This is a genomic window from Escherichia sp. MOD1-EC6819 (genome assembly GCF_002965765.1).
In the GTDB taxonomy this organism is placed as follows: Bacteria; Pseudomonadota; Gammaproteobacteria; order Enterobacterales; family Enterobacteriaceae; genus Escherichia; species Escherichia ruysiae.
This window is the reverse complement of sequence record NZ_PTRG01000001.1, coordinates 491,857-511,027: the sequence shown is the minus strand read 5'-3', so window position 1 is coordinate 511,027 and position 19,171 is coordinate 491,857. Positions and strand designations below refer to the sequence as shown.

At 51.9% G+C, this 19,171-nt stretch carries 16 protein-coding genes; all 16 read right to left on the bottom strand.

The features are described 5' to 3' along the window. Window positions 1-38: 38 nt before the first annotated feature. The 16 genes from A7Z06_RS02560 to sslE all read right to left on the bottom strand — a co-directional run bounded on the left by A7Z06_RS02560 (window position 39) and on the right by sslE (window position 19,101). Window positions 39-695: an ABC transporter ATP-binding protein gene (locus A7Z06_RS02560; RefSeq protein ID WP_000590240.1), complete on the bottom strand. Its 657-nt coding sequence runs from the start codon at window positions 693-695 to the stop codon at window positions 39-41. Beyond that, entirely contained in the window at window positions 692-1,468 is a 777-nt protein-coding gene (locus tag A7Z06_RS02555; RefSeq protein WP_000124282.1) for an ABC transporter permease, read from the bottom strand. The genes A7Z06_RS02560 and A7Z06_RS02555 overlap by 4 nt, the downstream gene beginning before the upstream one ends. Window positions 1,469-2,610: 1,142 nt before the next feature. Then, a complete protein-coding gene (gene yghD / locus A7Z06_RS02550) occupies window positions 2,611-3,147 on the bottom strand; it encodes a GspM family type II secretion system protein YghD (protein WP_000942773.1) in 537 nt (178 codons plus the stop codon). Window position 3,148: 1 nt separating this feature from the next. After that, a complete protein-coding gene (gene gspL / locus A7Z06_RS02545; protein WP_000095003.1) occupies window positions 3,149-4,327 on the bottom strand; it encodes a type II secretion system protein GspL in 1,179 nt (392 codons plus the stop codon). Next, entirely contained in the window at window positions 4,324-5,301 is a 978-nt protein-coding gene (gspK, locus tag A7Z06_RS02540) for a type II secretion system minor pseudopilin GspK (protein ID WP_000633181.1), read from the bottom strand. The genes gspL and gspK overlap by 4 nt, the downstream gene beginning before the upstream one ends. After that, the gene (gene gspJ, locus A7Z06_RS02535; protein WP_024165235.1) at window positions 5,298-5,903 is read right to left on the bottom strand and encodes a type II secretion system minor pseudopilin GspJ; all 606 of its coding nucleotides are present in this window, start codon (window positions 5,901-5,903) and stop codon (window positions 5,298-5,300) included. The genes gspK and gspJ overlap by 4 nt, the downstream gene beginning before the upstream one ends. Next, entirely contained in the window at window positions 5,900-6,271 is a 372-nt protein-coding gene (gspI, locus tag A7Z06_RS02530) for a type II secretion system minor pseudopilin GspI (RefSeq protein ID WP_000820131.1), read from the bottom strand. The genes gspJ and gspI overlap by 4 nt, the downstream gene beginning before the upstream one ends. Then, window positions 6,268-6,831, bottom strand: coding sequence for a type II secretion system minor pseudopilin GspH (gene gspH, locus A7Z06_RS02525; RefSeq protein ID WP_024165236.1), 564 nt, complete (start codon window positions 6,829-6,831; stop codon window positions 6,268-6,270). The genes gspI and gspH overlap by 4 nt, the downstream gene beginning before the upstream one ends. A 3-nt stretch (window positions 6,832-6,834) precedes the next feature. Beyond that, the gene (gspG, locus tag A7Z06_RS02520) at window positions 6,835-7,290 is read right to left on the bottom strand and encodes a type II secretion system major pseudopilin GspG (RefSeq protein WP_001087292.1); all 456 of its coding nucleotides are present in this window, start codon (window positions 7,288-7,290) and stop codon (window positions 6,835-6,837) included. Window positions 7,291-7,306: 16 nt separating this feature from the next. Further along, window positions 7,307-8,530 (bottom strand): type II secretion system inner membrane protein GspF, encoded by a 1,224-nt coding sequence (gene gspF / locus A7Z06_RS02515; protein ID WP_105279328.1) that lies wholly within the window; start codon window positions 8,528-8,530, stop codon window positions 7,307-7,309. Further along, a complete protein-coding gene (gene gspE / locus A7Z06_RS02510) occupies window positions 8,530-10,023 on the bottom strand; it encodes a type II secretion system ATPase GspE (RefSeq protein WP_000248816.1) in 1,494 nt (497 codons plus the stop codon). Before gspE ends, gspF begins: the two co-directional genes overlap by 1 nt. After that, on the bottom strand, window positions 10,023-12,083 hold the full coding sequence (gene gspD / locus A7Z06_RS02505) for a type II secretion system secretin GspD (protein ID WP_000498829.1): 2,061 nt from the start codon (window positions 12,081-12,083) through the stop codon (window positions 10,023-10,025). Before gspD ends, gspE begins: the two co-directional genes overlap by 1 nt. 29 nt (window positions 12,084-12,112) lie before the next feature. Then, entirely contained in the window at window positions 12,113-13,072 is a 960-nt protein-coding gene (gene gspC / locus A7Z06_RS02500; RefSeq protein WP_024165220.1) for a type II secretion system protein GspC, read from the bottom strand. Between the two features lie 15 nt (window positions 13,073-13,087). Then, window positions 13,088-13,498 (bottom strand): type II secretion system pilot lipoprotein GspS-beta, encoded by a 411-nt coding sequence (gene gspS2, locus A7Z06_RS02495; RefSeq protein WP_024165221.1) that lies wholly within the window; start codon window positions 13,496-13,498, stop codon window positions 13,088-13,090. A 65-nt stretch (window positions 13,499-13,563) separates the two neighbouring features. Next, on the bottom strand, window positions 13,564-14,373 hold the full coding sequence (pppA, locus tag A7Z06_RS02490; RefSeq protein WP_010347768.1) for a prepilin peptidase PppA: 810 nt from the start codon (window positions 14,371-14,373) through the stop codon (window positions 13,564-13,566). A 165-nt stretch (window positions 14,374-14,538) separates the two neighbouring features. Continuing rightward, window positions 14,539-19,101, bottom strand: coding sequence for a lipoprotein metalloprotease SslE (gene sslE, locus A7Z06_RS02485; RefSeq protein ID WP_001034458.1), 4,563 nt, complete (start codon window positions 19,099-19,101; stop codon window positions 14,539-14,541). Between the last annotated feature and the right edge of the window lie 70 nt (window positions 19,102-19,171).

The following is a 19,171-nucleotide window of genomic DNA, read 5'->3' as shown; positions in this document are numbered from 1 at the left end:
AATTAGAAGACTATTTAGTCTTATTATTGTTTAAAATCTTATTCTTGTTTATATTCCTCTATCCCTTCCTGAACATCCTCATAAAAACTAACCGCGTTATCATTTTTAAACACAATGGCCACATCACAAAACTCTTTCAATGAATTCAAGCTGTGTGAAACCATTAAAAAGCTAGACTCTTTATGCCTTTCTTTAAATAAGTGGGCGCACTTCTCTTTAAACCTGGCATCACCGACTGCGGTTACTTCATCGACGATATAATAATCAAACTTAAATGCCATGCTTAAACCAAAGCCTAAACGCGATCGCATACCAGATGAGTAAGTTTTAATCGGCATGTCGAAGTACTTACCGAGTTCGGCAAATTCTTCGACAAACTCTATTTTCTCTTTCAGTTCTTCTTGCTTCGCGTATAACCGCGCAACAAATTTTACGTTTTCGCGTCCGGTTAAACTTCCCTGAAATCCACCGGCGAGGCCGACTGGCCATGATATCGTTTTATTGGTAATGATCTTTCCGCTATCGGGGCGGTCAATGCCACCAATCATTCTCAGTAACGTTGATTTACCTGCACCATTACGACCAATAAAGGCAACGCTTTTTCCTGAAGGGATTTCGATGTTTAAATCCTTAAACACATAGTGTCGCCCCGTTGGCGTGCGATATGACTTCGTCAAATTCTCAATCTTAATCATGATGTCAGCATTGCCTCCTCACGAGTTCGGTATAACGCCAGACCAATGAACAGAGTTATCAATGTAAACATTGCCAGGTAGTTCAGACTCACACCTTCGCTTATATAGCCAGGCATGACGGCCTCGCGGCTTAACTCCACTACATGTACTAATGGGTTCCAGAGAAGATAAGACCAATATTGCTTAGGAATTGAGTGCAGAGGGAACATGATGCAGGAGATGAAATAAAGGGGCTTAAGAAGTATCGGTAGAACCTTTTGCATTTCGGGGAAGGTTTTACCAACGACCATGAATATTAAGCCAATGCTGCATGAAAGTATGATCAGCAAACCCCAGGCGGCCACAAGTTGTAAAAAATTTGTTATCTCGAAATATTCGCCCGCCATCCAGACAATAAGCATAAGCAGAATATAAACAGCAACGTAAATCAGCGTCTCAAGCAGAGCGCGCGCAATGATCGTATCGATGGGTTTTACTGGACGATAATTAAACAGCCCCTGGTTCGCTTCAATAGCGCCGACAGAACGTTTGCTGATACTGCTAAAGATAAAAAAGGGAATCAGGCCATTAAGTAAAAACACCGGGAACGAGATGTCTGGCATCGTGCGGTGCATAATGTAACCAAAAATGCCCAACAGTATCAGCAAATGCGCAGAGGGTTCGAGAATCGCCCACAAATACCCCAGACGAAACTTACCAAAACGTGTTCGTATTTCTCGTAGAAATAATGCCTCTACGGTGACTTTCTGGACTTCAAATCCACTTCTTGCCATTTGATGATGTGATCCTAATCTCTTCAGGTACGCTACCGCCCTTGGCTTAACAGCTACCAATACACTGGAGGTAATACTTGTTTGTAATTGGATAAAATACGTTCAGACGGTTTGACTTTTTAATAGCCGCAAACAATTTCAGCAGAAATTATTTCAGCAGGGATAAATTAATCTATTTCCGTCTCATTTCTTCTAATCCATTCTTCAGGCATGAATGTATTCGGTCTTCTGGTAATTTCAGAAAACTGGCCGTTTTAGAATGTAGAGTTAATTTCTCGGGAAATTATGCGTAACTCTTTTTGCTTAGCCTATGTGAGTAAAAAGACATAAAGCGCCATGCATTCTGGATTACTCCGGAACACACTTATTTAAAATGAGCTGTTAATTTCGCAAGAAATTATTTTTGCTTTTACTGTTAACTACTGGATTATAACACCACCTATAAATTTTATGCGTAGCAACACCTGCAATCTGTTTCACACCAGAACGCACGAATTTATTACCAATTAATTGTTTACTGAGAAACTATTTCCCTATTTAAAATTCACTCGTGTACTTCTTATTTATATCTTCAGTCCCCTCTTTGCGGTCATATTTGTGATATTCATCACATTTAAACAATGTTATTTAAGTCGCAGGAATAATTCCGGCAGCAATTATTGTTGTCGATTAAAATATATGTCTTGATTATTTAGCGCGTTTATTTTAACCAGTATTACAGCCAGCACTATCCCTCAGTAGATATACCTGAGCAGACATTGTTTCAAATCGACGGATAGTTTCTGTGGAAATTATTTTACTTACTTAAAATTTCCCTTCTGATTGTCTCCAGGAATTTTAGTAATTTCCAGGCTACACAAAATACAGATCACACAAGAATTATCCTATATGTTTTGACCTATCAATTGCCACCCAATGATTCATTACATCTATTAATGGTCATGATGTATTGCCACACTTAAGCATATTTATAGGACGCTGGGCTGCTTCAGGAGAGAACTCGTATCTGTTGTTTTGCAGAACATTCAGTGATGAGAGGAATGGGATATTTCTTATTGCAAAAATATTCAATTCGGTGAGTGGATAAGAAGATTATACACTCACCTTTCGGGCTGAATTTCACAGGGAATTTACTGGAACACTTATCCTCTTATCAACTCCAGTCGCTGCACATTCACCATCCCTGGCTTCTCACCTGCGCTGACATCAATTTGTGTCACCCGCAGCGCATACTTTTCATCCAGCGCGTTTAACCAGTTCAGCAGGTCATTAAACACCACAGGATCTATCCAGACCTGAATATTCTCCCCGCGCTCAGCTATCCGCTTAATGACCACTGAATGCGCCGAAGCACTGTCACTAATGACCCGCGATACCTGCGCAGGCGTTGTTGTGACGGATTTTCGCGCTGCGATAATATCCGGCGCGGCGCTCTTCAGTCGCGCGTTCATCGCCACCAGCTGCTGCAACATCGTCTCCTGTCGCTCAATCCGTTCGCTCAAAGGTTGCCAGATGAGGACGTAATATCCGGCGCTAAACAGAAACACCGCCGCAGCCAGTAACATGCCCTTTTCGCGCGGCGAACGCCCCGCGAGATGTTGAGCCAGCCAGTGTTCACCACGGCTTAACTGGCGCTCACGCCATTGCTGAAAATAGTGAATAAATTTATCGCGTAACATGTTATTTCCTCCGCAACGTTACGCCGCCGGAAACCGCATCACCCTCTTTCTGTAACGCGTCCTGTTGCACAACATAATCAGTTGCCAGTGCGCTACGCAGTTTGTCGAAACTGGCAAAGTTTGCTGCCCGCAACTGAAGGTGGAACGTCTGGCGTTTTTGATCAAAGGTGAAGCCACGCATCTCGATGTCGGAAAGTGACGCCGTTTTCAGGGTGCTGGCTATCGCTGATAACTCTGCAAGCAGCCCGGTATCGTTGGCCTGTGGGCGATATTTTTTCAGCGCCATCGTCACCTGAGAGCGCAAATTCACAATCCGCTTCTGCTCCGGGAACAGTGTTAAGAACTGTTTTTCCGCCTGGGTGCGGCTTTGCGCCACCTGTTCGCTGACGCTCCATAACGTCACGCCCCGTTCCACTACCAGCGCAACCAGAATCAGCAATATCGGCAGAATCATCACCCGCCAGCGCGCCCACTGTTTTCGGTAGCTGACACGAGGCTGCCACGGCCCTGTTAGCAGGTTCCCTTCCGGTTCGCCATAAGTGGTAATGGCTGGCAGAGCCGTAACGGTCAGGCGTTCAGCGTCTGCGCCAGCCCATGCTGATAGCTCTTCCGGTGCAATGCCGACCACAGTCAGCGAAAGCGGCGATGCCTGCTCATTGCACTGTGCGCGGAACATGACCGGAGCCAGCGCCCGCCCGGCGCTCCATCCTCGACATTCATCGATGCGGCAGATAACCCGTTGCGCATCGCCAGCCATAAATCCACAAGGAATGGACATCCAGTCCGGCGCGACGGTAGCGCGGGTGATGCCGTTTTCCTGCAACCACTGCGCAATGTTGCGCATATGCTGTTGGTGAATCACTGCCACGGTTGCCAGTTGCTGGTCGATTTTCAACGGGGCGAAATGCAGTTCATCGATATCCTGGTTCAGCTCTTCTTCCAGTAAGGCGGGCAGAATAGTCGGTATCTGCTTACGGGCGACATCAGGCAGTTCAACCTGCCAGACGCTGATCCATTCGCCGGGAATGTAGAGTCGAATCGCATCGGTTTGCAGCCATTGCTGAAGCTGTTGGTTGTCGACGTCAGGCCAGATACCGCACTCCACGTCGGCGGTACGGCGCTGCCAGCGGATGGGGTCGGTGGCGCAAAGCGGGAAAAAAATCTCAAGGATGGAACTCACTCGCTTTCTCCTGTCTGATGCCAGAGAACAGAAAAGTGTTGTGGCCCCATGCGGACAATTAACGAGTTCATCGTCAGTTCAATCTCATTCACGGTGATATCCGAACGCAGCCAGAAGTAATTGCTGTCCACGCTCAGGACGGTTTTTAGCTGTTTTTTAGTACGCTCATCGACGTCAGCAAGTAGCGGCTGCGCAAGAAACTGATCGACATCTTCCCACCCCTTCGCCGGACGTTGTTGTAATAACGCCCGCGCCTGAACAGGGCTTAACCACGGGTCAAACAGCGCCTCAAGAATCACGCTTTGCGTGACGTCTAATGTGTTGATGTTGATTTGCTGGCGGGTCATCGGCAGCGCACAAACCAGCGGTTTCAGTTTTTGATAGAGTCCGGCGTCCATTCCCTGCACCACGCGCATTTCGCTGATATCAGCCAGCGGTTGATTCGCGGCATAGAACGGCACCGAGCGGGCGAGATACTCGCTGTCTTCACGCCCCAGCCGCGTCTGCACGCTGCGATCCTCGTCAATAAACTCCCACAGGCTTTCGGCTATCAGTTCAGCTCGATAAGCTGGCACATCCAGGCGCGAGATCAGGGCAATCAACTGTTGTACCGCGAGCGGACGCGATGCCGTCGTCGGCTGAGCTAGAACATTCAGGTTAAAGCAGGCCTGTGCGTCGCGCAGGGTGACGGCAATTTGCCCCTGCGGCAGAGGGAAGAAACGAGGGCCGGATGCCCACGGCTGTGCCAGATGCACGCGTTGTTCATTTTTCAGGCTCAGACTGAGTGCGCTCAACGCCAGGCTTTCTGCACTGGCGCTGTACCACAGCGCCTGCTGGTACTCCTGCTGGCTGCGCGTTCGCCCAAGTTGTTGTTGCATCCGCCCGGAAAGCGTGATGGTTACCAGCATTATGACCGCCAGCAATATCAGCACCACAACCAGTGCCATTCCGCGTTTTGGTGGTGAGGTGATCATGATAATTGCGGCCCGCGTAACAACCAGATGCGTTCAATCTCGCCCCATTGTGGCGAATGCAGGGTCATGCGCACTGCCACAGGGATCGCCTGCCCTGACGACCAGCTCTCCTGCCAGCGCGTGCCGTCGTAGAACTGCAAACGGAGCGAATCCGCCGGGATTAATTTTTGCGTTGTTGGCTTCACACTGCCTGCTGCATCGGTCAGCGGCCAGGCTAACCGTTCGAGATAACCGTCATGAATGCGGTAACCGACGGTGAGCAGATTACTGCGCGGCAGGCGCATCAACGGATTAACCACACCGCCACGCACAAAGCGTATCCCTTCACTCTCGGACGCCAGCACGCCTGCACCCGCCAGTAACGCCGGTTCCCGCTGCCCCTGCTCGCCTCTTACCGGACGCGGCATCATTTGTGTCAGATCGTGGGTCAGAAAACTCATCGTTTGCTGCATGAGGTTTAGTTTTTGATCGTGTCCGGCGACGGCGCTATTCACGCGCGTAACGCCGTTTGTCACCTGCTGCGCCATAAGTGCCAGCGAGGCAAAAATGGCGATTGCCACCAGCATTTCCAGTAATGTGAAACCAGCGCGAGTCCTTCTCACTGTTGGCCTCCCACGGCGCTAAACCAGGCGCGTCGTGACTGGATCACCGACGAAAAGTCTTCATGACGGCTGACTTCAATATCCACCGCCTGGAGCAGCGCGTTACCGGTATTCAGCGGTGTGGTTCGCCAGTACCAGCGGCTTCCTGCCATATCGCTCTCGCCCTGATGCCTGACCGCCCGTTGTTCGCGGGTCATCAGGTAGAGCAGTGCGGTCTGGTTTTCAGCTACCCAGCCCGCTACCGTTTTCTCCTCAAGAACCTGCTGATTACTCAGCGCACCGCTGGCGATCTGTAATACCGCCGTGGCAGCCAGCGCAAAAATCGCCAGTGCGAGCATCACTTCCAGCAAGGTAAATCCGCGCTTCATGGCATCCTCTCATCACATTGATTGAGGGATAACGCGCCATCGTGCGCCAGTTTTACCGCCCAACATGCGTTTTGCACCGCCGAGTAAAAGCGCAGCGTAAACGGCGTGGCGGGTTCAAAAGGCGAAAAACGGATCTGCGGAGTCTTCTTTTTCGCCTCTTTTTGCAGTTCCAGTTCAATATCATGCAGCGTCAGGCGACGACGTTGCAGCTCCAGCGCATACTCTTTCTGCCAGATATCACTTCCGGGTTGTAACAGCATCTGCACCTGTTTCGACACCGTAACCTGTGCCGATAACCGGGTCGCAGAAACGGGCAACCACTGCCCCTGACGACGTTGCATAAACTGGTAGCCAGGTGGGTCGATTAGCACACCGAGTGTTTTCCCTTCGATCACTGCCCTGTCCTTAAACTGCGCAAAGCGAGTCAGAAAATCCTGCGCCGCTTTTTTCGCAGGCGATTCAGAATCGGTCGCAAACGTCTGTACCACGCCCACACTGGCAAGGCCGATAAGGAAAATCACCAGCATGATTTCCAGAAGAGTGAATCCGCGTCCAGGCACTGATTACTGAAACTCCTGCAAATTCCAGTTACCGATATCTGCGCCAGCGCCTTCCCCGTTTTCCTGACCATCCGCCCCTAAGGTGTAAACATCAAACATCCCTTTTTCGCCAGGGCTGAGATACTGATAATCATTGCCCCACGGATCTTTTGGCAGTCGTTTAATGTATCCACCTGGACGGTAGTTGCGGGAATCCGCCATATTGGCCGGTTGCTGGATCAGCGCCTCAAGCCCCTGCTCGGTGGTCGGATAACGCCCGTTATCCAGTCGGTACATATCCAGCGCGTTTTCCAGTGCCACGATATCGCTGATGGCTTTTTGCCGATCCGCTTTCTCTTTGTTGCCCAACAGGTTAGGCACCACCAGACTTGCCAGGACGCCAAGAATAACAATCACCACCATCACTTCCAGCAGGGTAAAACCTGCCCGTGGTTTTTGTGTGCGGGATAACGAATTCATGTGATAACTCCGTAAATTACATTCCAACCATATTGTTCAGTTGCAGCATCGGCTCGAGGATGGCGATGACGATAAACAGCACCACGCCCGCCATCATCACCACCAGCGCCGGTTCAAACAGTCCTAATGCCAGCCCCACCTGGGTATCAAATTCCCGTTCCTGGTTGACTGCGGCCTGTTCAAGCATGGTTTCCAGCTCGCCGCTCTGTTCACCGGAGGCGATCATGTACAACATCATCGGCGGGAACAGGCGCAACTCCGCCAGCGCAGCGCGCAGACTGCTTCCTTCGCGGACGCGATCTGCCGCCAGCAGCAGTTGTTGCTCGACATAACGATTTGCCGACACGGCGGCAGCGGTCTGAATGCCTTCCAGCAGCGGAACACTGCTGGCGGTGAGGATGCTTAACGTGCGGGAAAAGCGCGCCGTATTCAGCCCGCGCGCAACACGCCCCGTCACGGGCAGGCGCAGCAAGGTTTTATCCCAGCGCAGGCGCATGGCAGGACTTTTGAGTAACCGTTGCCCCAGCACCAGAAGCCCCAGCAAACCTACCAGCCAGTAAACGCCGCTGGTCTGTAACGCGTCGCTCATGGCGATGAGCATTCGGGTGGAAGCGGGCAGCGCGTGTCCGAGATGATCAAACTGTTCGATGATTTTCGGCACTACCGCCGTCAGCAAAATAGTGACCACGCCCGTTGCCACCACCAGCAATACCAGCGGATAGAGCATGGCCTGCAGCAGGCGTGATTTCAGGCGCTGTCGCTGTTCGGTGTAATCCGCCAGGCGATTAAGCACCACGTCGAGATGCCCGGATTTTTCTCCGGCAGCCACCATCGAACAAAACAGGGAATCAAAGACGCGGGGATGTTCGCGCAGGCTGTCCGACAGGGTATAACCTTCCTGAATCCGGCTGCGTAGCGCCATACCGAGGCTTTTTACATGCAGTTTTTCACTTTGCTCACTGACCGCCTGTAAGCAGGTTTCCAGCGGCATTGCTGCCTGCACCAGCGTTGCCAGTTGACGAGTGAACAGCGCCAGATCTGCCGCCGCCACGCGACGATGTGCGTGTCGCCGACGCTGCAACATTCCCCCTGACGAAGCATTCAGCCGGGCTTCAATGTGCACAGGAATGAGGTCTTTACCGCGTAACAATTGACGGGCATGACGCGCGGAATCCGCCTCAATCATGCCTTTAGTTTTGCGACCATTACGCTCCAGCGCCTGATAGTAAAACAGTGCCATTACGCCTCCATGGTTACCCGCAGAACTTCATCGAGAGAGGTTTCTCCGGCGAGCACTTTCTCAATGCCGTTGCTGCGGATACCCGCAGAGTGTTGCCGGACATAACGTTCCAGCTCCAGTTCCCCGGCCTGACGGTGGATCAAATCACGCAATGTGGCGTCCACCACGATCAGCTCATGGATGGCAGTACGTCCGCGAAAACCTTTGTGATTACAGGCGGGACAGCCCTGCGGATGGTACAGAGTGACGGTACGCGCATCGGTAATCCCCAACAGGCGTTTTTCTTCGTCAGTGGCAGGCGCGGGCTGGCGGCAGTCGGGGCACAGCGTGCGAATCAGCCGCTGCGCCATCACGCCCGTCAGACTGGAAGAGAGCAGGAAAGGCTCCACGCCCATATCCTGCAAACGTGTGATCGCCCCCACCGCCGTGTTGGTATGCAGGGTTGACAGTACCAGGTGTCCGGTCAATGACGCCTGGACGGCGATTTCTGCGGTTTCGGTATCGCGGATTTCACCCACCATCACCACATCCGGATCCTGACGCAAAATCGCGCGCAGGCCACGGGCGAAGGTCATCCCGACGCGGGTGTTGACCTGCGTCTGACCGATCCCTTCAATCATGTATTCGATGGGGTCTTCAACCGTGAGAATGTTGCGCGAGTGGTTGTTCAGCTCCTGCAATCCGGCGTACAGCGTGGTGCTTTTGCCGGAACCTGTAGGCCCCGTCACCAGAAAGATACCGTGCGGTTTGTGCAGTAGCTGGCGCAATTGCGCGGTCAGTTTGTGACTTAAACCCAGACGTTCCAGCGTCAGGCGAGCCTGGTTTTTGTCCAGCAGTCGCAGCACCACGCGCTCGCCCCAGGCGGAAGGCATGGTGGAGACACGCACGTCAATCGCCCGACCGCCCAGCAGCAGCGCAATACGTCCATCCTGCGGTACGCGTTTTTCGGCAATATCCAGCCGCGCCATCACCTTGATACGCGATACCAGCAACGAGGCCAGTTTGCGCCCCGGTCGCAGCATTTCATGTAATGTGCCGTCAACGCGAAAACGGATCACCAGACTCTTTTCAAACGTCTCGATGTGGATATCCGAAGCGCCTTCTTTAATCGCCTCTGCCAGCATGGCGTTGATCAGTTTGATGATCGGCGCATCGTCGTCACTTTCCAGCAGATCTTCCGTTTCCGGCAGTTCTTCTGCGAGGGTAAAAAAGTCCTCGGCAGAACCGAGATCTTCCATCAGCTGGCGAGCCTCGGAAGAGTCACGCTGCCAGACCGCATTCAGCCGCTGTTCAAACTCGGCCTCATCGATTTGCCGCAGCGTAAAGGGCGCGTTCAGCCCCCGTTGCAGCTCCTGCAAAACAGAGAGCGACAGCGGATGCACATGGAGGATCTCCAGCGACGCTTCGCACCATGCCACCAGGCTAAACCGACGGCTGAAACTGTAGGGCAGACGCACGGTGTTAGCGGCGGTTTCCTGTGCTGCAGGCACCATTAACGCGTTCTCCCGGCATTGAGAAACGCGCGTACTTCCGGCGGTAAGGCCTGATTTTGCGCTGGCAGTACCGGCTGCGCGGTGTGCGGCATCAGGCTTAAGCCTTGCTCATCACGATAGATTTGCTCGGCGCGCATATAGTTATATTTGCGCTGCGACACGCCATCTGCCGCCATACCGTCACGCAGAATGGTTGGACGGATAAACACCATCAGATTACGTTTTTCTTTTTTATCTGCCGTGGACTTAAACAGGTTGCCAATCAACGGGATATCGCCCAGCAACGGCACTTTCGCCACACTTTCTCCCGCCTGGTCATCCATCAGACCGCCAAGCACGATCAGCTCACCGTCGTTAGCCAGCACGGTGGTCTTCAGTTTGCGCTCACCAAACACGACGTCGAGGCTGGTCTGTCCTTCCACCTTCGAGACTTCCTGCTCAATCACCATCTGTACCGCGTTACCTTCGTTAATCTGCGGCGTGACTTTCAGCATGATGCCGACTTTTTTCCTCTCTACGGTGTTGAAAGGATTGCTGTTATTGGAACCAACGGTAGATCCAGTTAATACCGGAACATCCTGCCCCACCATGAAGAAGGCTTCCTGGTTGTCCAGCGTGGTGATGCTCGGCGTGGAGAGGACGTTCGAGCTGGAATCATTTTTAACCGCCTGTACCAGCGCCATCCAGTCGCCTTTCACCACGCCAACCGCCGTACCGCTAAAGCCGGAAAGAAGCTGGGCGAGCGTGGAGAGATCGCCGTTGGTATCCGGATTAATGGTGGTTGCGCCGTTTTCACTGATCACCGTCGAGCCTTTCTGCGGTTTCGCCTGAGAAATGGCTGCGCCCAGCGTACCGATAGGGATCTGCGTACCATTAGCAAACTGCATTAATCCGGCATCTTTCGACGCCCACTGCACGCCGAAGTTGATATTGCTGCCTTCGGCAACTTCCACGATCAACGCCTCGACATGCACCTGAGCACGACGGATATCCAGTTGTTCAATCACGCTTTGCAGCGACTGCATGATGTCCTGCGGCGCGGTAACAATCAGGGCATTACTGTGTTTGCTGGCGGCGATGGAGACAACCTCACGCCCGCTACCGACCGTGCCTTCCGCCTCTTCTTTGGCGGCGGTGAGTGTGCCGCTGACCTGTTTCAGAACATCGACCAGATCTTCGGCTTTGCTGTATTTGAGATAGAACACCTGGCTGTTGCCGCTGCGCTCCATTTCTGAGTCCAGACGACGGATCAGGCGGCGCATTTTGTCTCGCGTGGCGGGGTCACCACTGACAATCACGCTGTTGGTGCGTTCATCGGCGACAATCTGTGATTTCAGCGTCGCTGGCTGGTTCTCGCCGCTGTTTTTAGTCAGGCTTTCCAGCACGCGAGCAATTTCCGAAGCCGAGGCGTTATCCAGCGGGATCACCTCTTCGGTGCGATTTCCCGCGTGATCCACACGCTGGATCACTTCCGTCAGCCGTTCCACAACTGAGGCGCGTCCGGTGAGCATAATCACGTTGGAGGGATCGTAATTAACGACGTTGCCAGAACCTGCGCTATCGATCATCTGGCGCAAAATCGGTGCCAGCTCGCGTACCGACACATTGCGTACCGGCACCACTTTAGTGACCATTTCATCACCCGCGTAGTTGTCGCTACCTTCACCGACCAGCGGCAGCGGCTCGACTTTCGCGGCGCTGGATTTCACCACCTTCAGCACGTCGTTTTCCATCGGTACGACGGCATACCCCTGTGCTTCCAGCAGGTTAAGGAATAGCTGGTAATACTGGCGTTCATTGAGCGGGGTCATGGTACGAATACTCACTTTCCCCTGCACGCCCGGCCCCATAATGATGGTTTTATTAAGGTTAGCGCCGACGGTTTCGATGAACGATTTCAGGTCGGTATCTTTAAAATTGGCGGTGAAGGTGGCTTCTTCCGCCCAGACCGGTGAACTACATAATGCCGCTGCCAGCACCAGCGGCAGTAAACGCTTTTTTGTTTTGAGGCCAGTTGTCTTCTTACGCCAGACCGACAACGTAATATCACGCCAAAACACGATGAATGATTCTCCTGGATTAAATGCGGTTAGCGCAGCGCGATGGAAATATCGTAGCGCGCACCCTTGCGTAAAACCGTAAGTTGAATGGAATCCATTGAAGGTAACTGCCGCATCAGAGCAATCATTGCTCGCGGATCAGTAAAATCCTGCTGATTTAGCGCAATGGCGATATCGCCGTCCTTGAAACCGCTGGCATCGAACAGAGAACGATCTGCCCCCGGTTTCACTGCATAACCGACAATCCCCTCCTTACGCACGGGCGTAAGCTGGATATAGTTAAAAATTTTCTGCGGATCTTTCGCCAGCGCCTGACGCACGGCAGCCGGGATCTCAACTGGCGCACTGGCAGCAGGCTCAGCAACAGCTTGCTTTGCTTCGTCACTGACGGCTTTTTTGTTGGTCACGGCTACGGTGGAACGCTCCTCTTCTGCCAGACTCAGGCGCTCCATTTTTCCCTGATAGCGCAGCATCACATGGTCGCGATTGATTTCCTCAATCACCGCGTTGTGAGAGCCAAGCCGTTCCCCCTGTAAATAGACCTGCTGTTTGCCGCCTTCTTCAATAACCGCGCCGGGTCTGGCACCAAAGGCGATCCCGCGCAGCACCACGTTAAGACGCGTTTCTGCCACAGGCACAGGTTCGGGTTGTTTTACCGGCGCGGCGACGGGCTGATATTTGCCAAACCAGTTTTGCTGGCTGATTAATTGCACGTCTTTTTGCTCGAACGTTTTGGCATCCGCACGTGCCGGTTTATTCACCGATGGGGAAACCGCCGTATATTCCGCAGAAAAGGAGATATAGCGCCAGAGTGAATATGCCATTTTTGCAGAAATAATAAGCAGCATCAGCCAGAACATCGCGCGTACAATTTTTCGCAGATGCTCTTTGTCTGTATTAAGAGATTGTCTCTGGCTAAGAGTGTGACGAATTTTAGTCAGCCATTGAATGAGATAAATTCGTGCGTCACGAAAAACAACCCGCGCCAATTTATATACCCGACGTTATGCTTTGACTATTCCACAGGTGGTACGATCCAGTTTCCGCTGATACTGGTTACCTGTACGTGTATCATTAATCGTTATGCTGTAATTAATTCCCTCAGTGATCATTAATTTCACCGTCGGGTCAGCGCACATTTGTCGTTGATAGCTGGTTAAAAAGGCGTCAGGCGTCTGCGTGGTTTGTGTACCCGCTTCGCTGATAATGGTCATTTTTACCGTCGCACCGCTACTTTGCGCCAGCACTAAGGTATATCCCGCAGATTTAATTGGCAGGTTTTGACTGATATTTTGCGCCTGTTTTTTCGCCAGTAAACTGGCGTTTTCATTATGGCTGGCGCAGCCACTTAATAATCCTGTAACGCTCAACAATAGCGATATTAATACCCTCCCTGGCATCTTTTTTATCGACATGGTTAATAATCTCTAAGGTTATTAATAAGAGTAAAAATGTCACTTCGATAATGACGTTGTTATCATTAAAGCAATGCCTGTAGATAAAGTGTTGCTATACCGCCCAGACTTAAACACGGTCCAAAAGGCAGTGTGGTTGATCCTTTTTTTGTAATAACGGCATATATCAAGCCGCAGCATGAGGCGATTAAAGCAACATTGGGCAGCGACAACGCCCCCACCCAGCCACCTAAAGCGGCGAAGAGTAATACATCGCCCATGCCTAATGCTTCTTTACGCAGAACTATTCCGGCTATCCAGCGCAGCGAGTAAAAAGTGATAAACCCCACCAGGACGCCGGTGACTGCGTCTTGTAGCGTTAACGGACTCTGCTGCGCCCATGCCGCAATAAGTCCTGTCCACAATACGCCCTGAGTAAAAACATCGGGCAGCCATTGGTGATCGAGGTCGATGACACTCGCGGCAATCAGCCAGGCGGATAATATCATCACCGCCAGCCCCCATCCACTTTCCGGCCAGACCAGACTCGCCAGCAAAAAAGCGAGTGCCGTCAATAACTCCATCAGCGGATAACGCTTGCTGATTTTCGCCTGACAGTCGCGGCAGCGCCCTTTGAGCATCAGCCAGGAGAATAGCGGAATATTGTCACGAACGCGGATGGTCTGCTGGCAATGCGGACAGTGCGAACGTGGCAGCGCCAGGCTTATTTTTGACTGCGCACTCGGCGTTTCACCGTGAAACTCCGCCATTTGTTGGCGAAGCATGATGGGGTAACGCCAAATCACCACATTCAAAAAACTGCCGATGATTAATCCTCCAACGGTTGCCAGGATGGGCATCACCGCTGGATATTGCTGAAAAACATCAAAATGCATGGTTAAAGGTTGTTTGTTGTAATTTGCCGGATGCGGCGTAAAACGCCTTATCCGGCTTACAGGAGTCTGCCAACGCAAGTAATCGCGACTTTCCCTGTAGCTCCGATAAGTTGGCGCATCGGGCACATGTGTTAACCCGGTGCGCCTTATTTCATGCCTACAGGCTTACTCGGCTGACATCTTATGCTCGGTAACCTTGTTAATGGTTTCCGGCCCTTGCTGCGGTTTCGGCAGACCAAGCGCCGCGAGCGTGTTGTAAGCCGACTGGCTCACGCCGCCCTCGAAGCTCATCTCGCTCGCCCCCGGAAGCTGGTAAGCATTCGCGCCCGGATTCCATTTCTTAAAGAACTCCGAAAGATCCGCCTGTGCGACCCAGGAGGCACACAGCATCAGCGTGTCCGCAGCGTTACCGTTGGATTCGGCACAGTAATTTTTTTCGCCAAACTTAGTTTTACCAACATCATCGCCGCGCGCTTTACGGTGCATCAACTGGAACAGGTTCCAGCCTTTCATCCCTTCACGATCGCTGTAGAACGCTGGCAGTTGCCCCTCTGGATACCACTTCGTGATATCAAAGTTTTTCTCTGCCCATTCCTTCAACTGTGCGTACATCAGCAGACGGTCACCCGCACCGCCGCGCGCCCATGCCTGACCGTTGCTCTCGTTCAGATATTCCGGCGCAACGGTAATATCGTCAGCGACACGGTTCATCTTGCCGAGATAGCGATCCTGCATGTACAGCGCCAGCACGTTGTTCGCTACTTCAGTTGCGCCCGGTACAGTCAGCGGCGTTTCTGCGGCGTTGTGCCCCACTTCATGCCAGATCAACCAGTCGTTCAGCGGCGTCGTCGGCAGCGTGGTGCTGTTCGTCGAGAAGCTGCTGTTCATCACCGGATAACCAGAGTGCGCATCACCAATGGAGATCTGCACATCGTTGGCGAAACGATGTTTATGCCCCGTCAATGCTTTATAGGTAAACATCCGGTGCTTACCGCTCGTTTCATCACGACCGTAGAAGTCATTCATCGAGCTGGCAAAGGTATCCAGATCTTTAGCGAATTCTGCTACACCACCAGTGAAATTGCTGGCCTCAAGGTTCTTCTTCGGCGTGGTATAAACGAAAGCGTCTGACTCCAGCTCGCCCAACGGCGCAGGGGATTTCAGATCGTTTTTCCATTTACCGTCTTTATAGAACGGCGCTTTTACCACACCGGTAAAGGTGAAGCTGGCAGATTTATTATTCTCCTTGCTATCGCCCTTGATATAAATCAGACCACCGTAAGGAACCGTAAACTTCACCTCACCATTGGCTTTCAGATCATAGGTTTTAGTCACTCTTGGCGGACGGTTCAGCGCGACTTCATGCTTCTCACGTCCGGTCAGGTCGTCGGCCAGCGCCACGGTGACAGTCACAGGAACGTCCGCATTGGACTTAATGGTGACCTCTTTCTGAGCCGGAGCCCACAGACCAGTAGACTGCATGTTACCCGCAAACCATTTGGTCGGATTCGAGTACAGGCTGATGGTTTCAGTAACATTCTCACCTTCAGCCGATACTGCTCCCGGATACTTCTCGACATCAACTTTGATGTTCAGATCCCACCAGGAACGCCCCAGCATCAGGCGAGTCAGCGGTTTTTCCATATAGTTGAGCGGATAGCTCGGGTTCATCATGCCAGCTTTGGCAGTATTATCTCCGTAGATCATATTGTTATCGACAAGCGATTTTTTCAGATCTGCAGAACACTGCGTGCCCTCGGCATAGGCATTGTTGGCATAGCAGTTCAGGAACTCGGTGAACGTTTTAAAGCCCAGCTCGTCATCCTTGTTGCTTTCGTAACGATATTTCGTATCGTTCCACAGCCAGACAGACATGTTCTGGTACAGACGTTCCAGATCGACGCTGCTCAGACGCTCACCTTTGCGACCATTGGTACGGAAGTAAAGCTCGTGCTGATACAGGCGCTGAATGTTGGTTCCCAAATCCGCTGCCTGTAGCATCGCTTTCGCGGTGTCGGCGCTGAGATTCAGTTGCGTATAGCGCGGAACAAACATGCCAGTATTATTCTCTGGCGTTACAGGAACTCCCGTGCCAGGACGGTATTCCAGACAGTTGACCTCATAGTGATATGCCGGGTCCTTACATTCCTTTAATCCAGGAAACGCCTCAAAGATTTTTGCCTTTGCCGCCTCCAGAGACTCTTTTGTTTTAAACTCCGCCTCATCGATAAAGGCATAGCGTTTGACCTGTTTGCCATCGACATCTTCCTGCCAGCTGGCAACTTCCAGTTTCGGTTTCTTATCAGGTTTGTTATCAATCTGATATTTCCAGGTAACTTTTCCTGTTTGGGAATCAATGGTGTACGGCAGTTCACCTTCCACAACCGGATAACGTTCATAAACCCAAATGCCAGTCGCTCGACGCTGGCGCACGCGGTCTGGATAACCCTGCGGATCGGTATTCACCACCGATTTGTTAAGCGCCATCGACAGACCTGCGGCATCAAGCAGACGTACAAAGCCAGATGCGCTCTCTTCCTTAAGGTTGCTCATCACGTTTTCCATGATCAGCACCGATCCGCCTTTGTTCAGATAGGCGATCAGATCGGTCACATCCTGCTGAGTCAGCTTCGGTTTGCTGGTATCTGCACGCAGAGGCACTGCATAGGGATCGCCAGACCACTGAGTCACATACTCAAAGCCATTGAGGATCAGCAGAGGAACTTCATCTGGATTCAGATTGCCATAACTGGTCAACGGTTTAACCGTGATACCTGCGAAATCCTTATGGAAAGCAAACGGTGCGCTATTTCCTAATACCTGACCCGCTTTTTTGAAATAAACCGTATCCAGGTTAGTGCCCACGGTCATGCTGGTTTTCGCGTCCGGCAGCCAGCGTTCATTTGACAGATAGCGCAACACGTTTTCCATGAAGTTCTTCATGTCGTCCGGATCGCTGTCGAGCGTACACTGTCCGTCTTTATTAACGCTCCCGTTCCAGCTGTAACCGTTCGGGCAACGCAGGATGCTGTTGTAGTGCGGGTTACCGATAACCATCAGTTTGCCCTCACCAACTTGCCCCAGCGAAATAAATGGCAGGTTGAAGGTGGCGGTATCGCGCGTGACGTTTTCTGGCACCACAAGAGAAGGCGCTTCTGTAATGTACGCCAGCTCGTTTTTATCCCAGGCACGTTTTTCGCCAAAGGCCAGCCAGTAGTTTTTATCATTACGCGCCATCAGAATCGGGAATGCCGCGTTGGAGATATTCACCACCGCCTGACCACGCGCATTACCGGTGCTGCCATAGAAGTTGGTGGAGTCATGGAAGACATGGAACTTGCTGACAGATTTGTAGCTCTGATCCACGCCCCACAGCTTGTTGATAACGCCCTGAATCTGACCTTCATTAATGCTGCGCGCGGTCAGCGAGAACCAGCGCGGAGAGTTACAACCGTCGGTTTTCGCACAGATTGCAGTATCGATCTCTTTGGCCTGACCCGTTTCAAACTGTTCGATAAATTCGTTAGGCAGCGTAACAACTTGATCACCTTCACCCAGCGTCGCACCGTTGGATAAAGAGAGATTGATAATCTCGTTGATCACGTTGGGATATTCAGCAAAGACCTTGCGCACATCGTCCGGAACGACACGGGTATTATTTTGCCCAGCTTTCGAATAGCGGTGGATCAGCTGATCGATATTCGCGCCGCGAACTTCATCACCCAGTTCCGTCAGCGCAATAGTCGACTTGTTACCGCGCACTGAGCCAAGCTCAAAGGTGTCGATGCCAAAGGAGATGGTTTCCCCCCAGCTAAAGGAAAACTCGCCGTTTTCTCCGGTTACACCACGGCCAGAATTGGTGTAGTAGTTGACGCCAGCCACGCCATTCCCCTGGCTATCTACCAGGCGGCCTTCAGAAAGAATGATTTCCGTAGGTTGATACTGATAAAACTGTTCCGCGTTAGCCGACACGAAGGAAGCGTTCAGATCCGGTTTTGTTCCCGGCGTCGTGACGGGCACTACCGGTGAAGTATGAGTGGATGGCGCCTTATCGGTCGCGGCATTGTTTTCCACCTCTTCATTGACCAGCTTTTTGAACGCTTCCGGTGCCAGATCGATTTGCTTATACAGCGAATCGAAGCGTTTACTCTCCATCACCGAGGAGAACGTCAGGCAAACCTGTTCTGTATCTGCCGGACAACTGTTCATGGAGGTTACCAGCGAGAGCGCATTGCTTTTCTTATCGTCGGACTCCGCCAGTTCTTGCGCGTCCTCAAGGCTAAACGACACTTTTTCAACCGCACGCAGGCTACGCGCAGCTTCTGACTGAGTGTTGAAGGTGGCAATTGTCGTGTTACCCGCCACGCAAGTAACGTCCTCGCCAGGTGTAAAAGTAAAGCCGTCGCTGGATTCACCATTACATTTAGCACCGATTACCCGCTGGCTTCCGCCCAGGGTCAGATAACCCGTTTTCGTAGGAACAGGTTCTGGCTCCGGTTCTGGCGTTGGCTCTGGATCAGGTGTCGGCTCCGGAGTAGGTTCAGGCTCCGGCGTCGGCTCCGGGTTTGGTGTTGGATCAGGTTTCACTTCCGGCAAAGACCCTGTTCCAGAATCTACAGGCGGAGTATCGGAGGACGATCCTGAACCACCGCCATCACAACCGGCTAACAGGGTTGCGCTCAAAATAGCCGCTAAAAGCGATTTCTTATATTTAAATTTCTTATTCATTAATAACGCAAGTGACAAAATAAAGTTAAAAGATTCGTAACTGGGGAAATAGTTTTATGCTTTATCTTCT

Excerpts from the sequence above, each read along its gene's own strand:
- A7Z06_RS02560 (WP_000590240.1), bottom strand. The coding sequence starts at position 695 with ATGATTAAGATTGAGAATTTGACGAAGTCATATCGCACGCCAACGGGG.
- A7Z06_RS02555 (WP_000124282.1), bottom strand. The coding sequence starts at position 1,468 with ATGGCAAGAAGTGGATTTGAAGTCCAGAAAGTCACCGTAGAGGCATTA.
- yghD (WP_000942773.1), bottom strand. The coding sequence starts at position 3,147 with ATGTTACGCGATAAATTTATTCACTATTTTCAGCAATGGCGTGAGCGC.
- gspK (WP_000633181.1), bottom strand. The coding sequence starts at position 5,301 with ATGATCACCTCACCACCAAAACGCGGAATGGCACTGGTTGTGGTGCTG.
- gspI (WP_000820131.1), bottom strand. The coding sequence starts at position 6,271 with ATGAAGCGCGGATTTACCTTGCTGGAAGTGATGCTCGCACTGGCGATT.
- gspG (WP_001087292.1), bottom strand. The coding sequence starts at position 7,290 with ATGAATTCGTTATCCCGCACACAAAAACCACGGGCAGGTTTTACCCTG.
- gspF (WP_105279328.1), bottom strand. The coding sequence starts at position 8,530 with ATGGCACTGTTTTACTATCAGGCGCTGGAGCGTAATGGTCGCAAAACT.
- gspE (WP_000248816.1), bottom strand. The coding sequence starts at position 10,023 with ATGGTGCCTGCAGCACAGGAAACCGCCGCTAACACCGTGCGTCTGCCC.
- gspS2 (WP_024165221.1), bottom strand. The coding sequence starts at position 13,498 with ATGTCGATAAAAAAGATGCCAGGGAGGGTATTAATATCGCTATTGTTG.
- pppA (WP_010347768.1), bottom strand. The coding sequence starts at position 14,373 with ATGCATTTTGATGTTTTTCAGCAATATCCAGCGGTGATGCCCATCCTG.
- sslE (WP_001034458.1), bottom strand. The coding sequence starts at position 19,101 with ATGAATAAGAAATTTAAATATAAGAAATCGCTTTTAGCGGCTATTTTG.